The sequence below is a fragment of the Arthrobacter sp. genome (assembly GCF_031988865.1).
GTDB lineage: Bacteria > Actinomycetota > Actinomycetes > Actinomycetales > Micrococcaceae > Arthrobacter_B.
In genome coordinates, this window is record NZ_DALZXY010000120.1 from 1 (window position 1) to 2,556 (window position 2,556).

Here is a 2,556-nt window from a genome sequence, read left to right on the forward strand (position 1 = left end):
CCGCAGCAGCAGCCCCCGCCGCACCCGCTGGCTCGGCCCGGAGTCTCGGTGACGGCGGCGTCCTGCCCGCGCCCGCGCGGGGCTGGGTGCCGGCGGCACAGGCACCGGCCCGTTCAGAGCCCATCAGCAGTGTCCCGGGCGCATCGTCCCGTCCCGTCATCCCGGCAGCTGCCGGCATCCCCGCCGGTGCCATTCCTGCCCCGGCGGAGGAGGAGAACGACGACGTTGAAATGACCCGCGTGGTCTCCCGCTCGCGCGGCACCGGCATCCGGCTGGCATTCGACGACGGCGCCACCGTCCGGGTTGCCGGGACGGCCCTCCTCGGACGTAACCCTGCCCCGGCGATCGGGGAGAGCGCCGATCAGCTGATCGACTTCGCGGACATGGGGCGGTCCGTGTCCAAGACCCATCTGCACCTGCAGGCGGACGGTGCCTCCGGACTCTGGGTCACGGACCGGAATTCCACCAACGGCAGTTCGGTGGTGGCACCGGACGGCCGGCACGTGGCCCTGGAAGCGCACAGTCCGGTCCTTGCCCCCGCGGGCAGCACGGTCTATTTCGGGGACCGGCACTTCACCGTCGCCCTGTAACCTGTGGTCGCCCTGTAACCTGTGTGCGTCAGCCGCGGCGGCGGAAATATTCCGGCCGATGTCGAGAACCGGTCCGCTGCTTCGTCCTTGGAGTGAATGCAGCCGCACCGGCTGTGTCGCCAGGAAACTAAGGAGACCATCATGGCCAAGTACTTGCTGCTCAAGCATTACCGCGGGGGGCCGGAAGCCCAGTTCACGCCAATGGACCAGTGGACACCGGAGGAAATCTCGGCGCACATGCGGTTCATGCGGGACTTCTCCGCCCGGCTTGAAGCCGCCGGCCAGTGGGTGGACGGGCAGGCGTTGTCACCGGAGGGAACCTTCGTCCGGTTCGACGGCGAGGGACGCCCGCCGGTCACTGACGGGCCGTTCGCGGAAACCAAGGACCTCATTGCCGGCTGGATGGCTATCGACGTCGACAGCTATGACCACGCCGTCGCGCTGGCCGGTGAACTCTCAGCCGCTCCCGGCGCCGGAGGCGAACCGCTGCGGGAATGGATCGAAGTCCGGCCGTTCCTCAGCGAAGCCCCGACGGTCACGGACTGACTCCTCGTGGATGAGATCCTGCTGCGGACGCTCACGCCGCAGGTAATCACGGTCCTCGTCCGCCGCGGAGCCGGCTTCGCGGCGGCCGAGGACGCCACGCAGGAGGCGCTGCTCGAGGCGCTTCAGGCCTGGGCCGAACGTCCCCCGCGGGACCCGATGGGCTGGCTGGTCACCGTCGCCTGGCGTAAGTTCCTCGACGCGGCACGCTCAGAGGCTTCGCGGCGCCGGCGCGAACTCCGGGTGGAGGCAGAACCTCCGCCGGAATCGGGCAGGGCCGCCGATGACACACTGGCCCTGTACTTCCTCTGCGCCCACCCCTCACTCACGGCGTCCTCGGCCGTCGCACTGACCCTCCGGGCCGTAGGCGGGCTGACCACCCGGCAGATCGCCGATGCCTACCTGGTCGGTGAAGCTACGATGGCCCAGCGGATCAGCCGGGCAAAACGGACCGTGGCAGGAGTCCGCTTCGAGACGCCGGGGGATGTGGCCACCGTCCTGCGGGTCCTTTATCTGGTGTTCAACGAAGGCTACTCGGGCGACGTCGACCTCTCCGCCGAAGCGATCCGGCTCACGCGGCAGCTGGCCGCAGGAATACGGCACCCGGAAGTGGCGGGCCTGCTGGCACTGATGCTGCTGCACCACGCGCGGCGTCCGGCACGGACCAGCCCTGACGGAGATCTGGTACCGCTGGCGGATCAGGACCGAAGCCTCTGGGATACCGGGATGATCGCCGAAGGAGTTGACGTCCTTCAGTGGGCGCTGGCACGGGACCAGGTGGGGGAATTCCAGGCGCAGGCCGCCATCGCGGCACTTCACGCGGATGCGCAATCGGCCGGCGAAACCGACTGGGTGCAGATTGTCGAGTGGTACGACGAACTGGTGGCCCTGACCGGCAGCCAGGTGGCCCGGCTCAACCGTGCGGTGGCAGTGGGCGAGGCTGACGGGCCGCAGGCAGGTCTGGCCGAGGTCGCTAAGCTTGATCCCTCACTTCCGCGCTACACAGCCGCGATGGCCTATCTGCAGGAGCGCGGAGGCGACCGGACGACGGCGGCCCGGCTGTACGCCGAGGCCGCGCATCTGGCGTCCAACCTCCCGGAACGGGACCACCTCACACGACAGGCCGCGCGCTTGAACGCAACGTTGCGGAACTAGGCGCCCATTACCCTTCCGGCCCAGCCTGGCGTTCCTCAAGCGAGCCGCCCAATTCCAGCGCCAGCCGCGAATACGCCTCCAGCGGGTGCGGCTCGCCGGGAACCGGTTCCGGCGCGTACCGCACACCCAGGGACTGGGCCGGTGCCGTGCCCAGCATCCCGGCACGGGGGCCAGCCACCGTCAGCGCGGCCTGCGCCGACCTGCCAGCAAGGGCTTCCGGCCCGAACAGTGCAGCGCCGGGGACTGCCGTCCCGGTGAACCGCGCCGG

General features: G+C 69.8%; 4 protein-coding genes. 3 read left to right on the top strand and 1 reads right to left on the bottom strand.

The features are described 5' to 3' along the window. The 3 genes from RTN46_RS15600 to RTN46_RS15610 all read left to right on the top strand — a co-directional run. The coding region (locus RTN46_RS15600; RefSeq protein ID WP_312182756.1) for an FHA domain-containing protein at positions 1-590 on the top strand (590 nt) is incomplete at its 5' end. A gap of 141 nt (positions 591-731) precedes the next feature. Beyond that, positions 732-1,136: a YciI family protein gene (locus RTN46_RS15605; protein ID WP_312182758.1), complete on the top strand. Its 405-nt coding sequence runs from the start codon at positions 732-734 to the stop codon at positions 1,134-1,136. Positions 1,137-1,142: 6 nt separating this feature from the next. Beyond that, positions 1,143-2,288 (top strand): DUF6596 domain-containing protein, encoded by a 1,146-nt coding sequence (locus RTN46_RS15610; protein ID WP_312182759.1) that lies wholly within the window; start codon positions 1,143-1,145, stop codon positions 2,286-2,288. A gap of 7 nt (positions 2,289-2,295) precedes the next feature. Here RTN46_RS15610 and RTN46_RS15615 read toward each other — a convergent pair. Next, positions 2,296-2,556 (bottom strand): hypothetical protein (locus RTN46_RS15615; protein ID WP_312182760.1); only part of this gene is annotated, 261 nt, incomplete at its 5' end.

Bases quoted from the DNA above. Each gene is read 5' to 3' on its own strand.
- RTN46_RS15605 (WP_312182758.1), top strand. From the start codon at position 732: ATGGCCAAGTACTTGCTGCTCAAGCATTACCGCGGGGGGCCGGAAGCC.